Annotated in this window: 3 protein-coding genes and 1 pseudogene; 3 read left to right on the top strand and 1 reads right to left on the bottom strand. The window is 38.0% G+C overall.

The features are described 5' to 3' along the window. Together AAEY68_RS21935 and AAEY68_RS20540 are read left to right on the top strand one after the other, a co-directional pair. Positions 1-66 (top strand): annotated as a pseudogene (locus tag AAEY68_RS21935) (transposase); the annotation flags it as partial. Positions 67-274: 208 nt separating this feature from the next. Continuing rightward, positions 275-727, top strand: coding sequence for a hypothetical protein (locus tag AAEY68_RS20540; protein WP_350586778.1), 453 nt, complete (start codon positions 275-277; stop codon positions 725-727). A 40-nt stretch (positions 728-767) separates the two neighbouring features. Here the strand turns inward: AAEY68_RS20540 and AAEY68_RS20535 are convergent, their stop codons facing one another. Continuing rightward, on the bottom strand, positions 768-1,721 hold the full coding sequence (locus tag AAEY68_RS20535) for an IS110 family RNA-guided transposase (RefSeq protein WP_024598675.1): 954 nt from the start codon (positions 1,719-1,721) through the stop codon (positions 768-770). Between the two features lie 350 nt (positions 1,722-2,071). Here AAEY68_RS20535 and AAEY68_RS20530 point away from each other — a divergent pair, with 350 nt between their 5' ends. Beyond that, positions 2,072-2,659, top strand: a complete 588-nt coding sequence (locus AAEY68_RS20530) for an SEC-C metal-binding domain-containing protein (RefSeq protein WP_350586777.1) — start codon at positions 2,072-2,074, stop codon at positions 2,657-2,659. Positions 2,660-2,899 lie beyond the last annotated feature (240 nt).

Below are 2,899 nucleotides of genomic sequence, written 5' to 3'. Positions count from 1 at the left end.
AATGCGCAATGGCAACTGTATTGTCTTGTTCATAATATAGAAAAGCTGCAAAACACGATGCATTAAGAAGGGTAAGCGCTTTTACCCTAAATAAAAGCCACTCAAGTACCCGTAATCCCGTCCAAAACGCCAATTAAAACAACACCAAACTCCCACTTTATATTCTGCATAAAATACAGTAATCGATTGAACCAAAATAGGAACTCAGCTATGGTTTGTTTATCAATAAAAATAAATAAAAAACGAGTTAATCTACAGGCTCGTTAGGTAACACATGGAAATTGGCGTTTGGCTGACACCTTTTGGTGATGGCGATTTACATATCATAAATACCAAATGGGGATCCTCAGATTGGTCTATTGAATATGCCGATGGTAAACGTTACGAACTTAAAAATGAGTTCCAGACAGGAAATTCTGATCTAATTGTTACTGTCTTTCACATTGATACTGAAAGTGTATTTGAAATAATTTTTGATGATGTTGGTGCATACCGTTTATTAGACGAGCATGGCTTAACTGAGCTTTGGGAGTCAGGAAAAGTAAAGAGTAACTGCTTCAAAGTTAAGGAGCATGGTTGGTCTCAAGAGAGTCCATTAAGTTTCTTTATGCACTCTAAAGATGGCTGGTCGTATTTAATTTCTACTGGCGATGAATGTGTTGAGGTTGTTAGTACTAGTGAGCCTCAAATAGTTTTCAAGCAAAAGGTAACTGCAACTTATGTGTAATTTGTTACCTAACAAGTGACTATGGTGTCAATTCCTAATTTCAAACCATTTTAGGATCCCACATGACACCATCCCTCACCATAGAATTTATGATTACTATAAGCTTTCTTATACAGGCAATAATAGCCACTTTTTTAGGTTTCCCTGCCGCGACTAGCCGATGATAAATAGCTTTAAATTTAGGGTTACATTGGATAGCTGACATCATTGCCATATACATTGCGGTTCTAATTTTCGGTCGTCCACCTCGTATCATCCGTTTACCCTGATAAGCACCACTTTCTCGATTAAATGGTGCAACACCAACTAGTGATGCAGCCTCTTTGTTGTTTACACACCCAAGCTCAGGCATGTCACTAAGTAAGTTAAACGCGACAACATTACCAACGCCAGGCACACTTTGAATAATGTCATTCTTGACCTTATATTCGTCACATTCTTTGATGAGTTTTTGTAGTTTCAAATCTACTTTTTCAATCTGATTTTTTAATGCCGTTAGGATAGGTTTTATTAGTGATGATATTGTTTTTGGCATTATCTGTGAACGATTTTTCTCCATCGTTTGCATATCCATTAACTGCCTTCTTCTAGAAAGTAAATCACTCATCAAGCGCATCTGCTCTGGCTTTAAAGAAGAAAGTGGTGGCTTTATTGCTTCACCAAAATGAGCGATGAGTTGCGCATCAAGTTTATCTGTTTTTGCTTTTTGGCCGATTGCACCTGCGAAACGTTTAATATTAACGGGATTAGCAACAACGAAAGGGATATTCGCTTGAGCACACGCCATAATAAAGGGGTGTTCAAGGCGCCCAGTTGCTTCAATAGTAACACGCGTTATTGGGTGCTTTTTTAGTGTTTTTATAGCGTGCTTAATGCCGCCGTCATTGTTTTCTACGGTGAAATATATATCTAACGGTCGGATGTAAATATCGAGTTGAGTTTTACCTGTATCGACACCGACGTTAATTTCATTTTGATTATTGAGTGTATTCATAATAAGCTGACTCTGACTCTGACTCTGACTCTGCCTTGCGATTCGGGCTCGAGGCCCCGTTGACTATCCGAGTTTAATGCTTGGAGTTTATACAGCGTTCTTTCTTGTTATCGGTCTCTCAATAGAGGAGCCTTCAATCAATCGAACTACTGTATAAAAGGCTTTGGTTGCAGCCAAAGCTTGGGCCTCACATTACCCGAACTTGGTTAAAGTATTAATTAATTTATGGGTTTATTATCCATACAAGCTAATTAATAAGGACAAAAAACAGTTGGCTGTTTTCGTTCCTCAACATTTTAGCCAACAATTTTTTGCCCATTATTAGGGCGTTAAATGCCTAAGGAGCTTCAGTGGTAAATTTACCGGCAGTATGCAAGAAATGTGGGTTAACTTTTGGTTCAGGAATTGAAATTACTAACTGTACCAACAGCTCTTTTACTGGTAATACATCAAAATGTCCTAATTGTGGATCAATTGCTGAAACACTTGACTGCACAACGGATCATACGGGAAATATTCATTTTGCTAAATCAGCCTATGATGTTTTAACAAACCCTGCTGTTGCATTTGACACACTAGAAAGATTGAAAGGGATAATTTCTCAACAACAAAAAGTTGAGAAAAAAGATGCTAAAAATATTGTTAAAGCAATTGAACTCGAAGTCCCAGAACTCTCTGAGTTAACGCACTTACTTGTCCCTAGTAATGCTGGTGAGTTTTACTCAATGTTAGGTTTCCTTTTAACATTAATTATTTTCATTCAAACTATGCGGTCATCTAATAAAGAACCGAATACTACAGTGATAAACAATTACTATGGTGCTAGCGACCCTGAAAGTTCAGCGTACGAAGCAGCTCATAAAAGTGGCGGTTTAAAACGAAAAAATTTATGTCCTTGTGGTAGTGGCAAAAAATTTAAAAATTGTCATGGAGAATAGGCACTTAACAAGAAAATAAACAAGGACACGTAACAGTTGGCTACGTTTCGCTTCGCTGCACAATTTTAGCCAACCATTACTTAGCCTGTTATTTAGGCGTTACCACCGTCCGCTCATGGCACTTAGCTGAACTTCGGCAAAGAGCGATCAGCGGTCATTGGGGTTGGCTGAATATAATTGCTTAACGGTTAAACATTAAGTTTAATGGGTACATAATAAACGCTGAGTAACGCAGGGAAA

The organism is Pseudoalteromonas sp. RB2-MNA-CIBAN-0110, from assembly GCF_040309305.1.
Lineage (GTDB): Bacteria > Pseudomonadota > Gammaproteobacteria > Enterobacterales > Alteromonadaceae > Pseudoalteromonas > Pseudoalteromonas arctica.
Note: the sequence above shows the minus strand (reverse complement) of the source record. Positions and strands in the feature narration are given on the sequence as shown.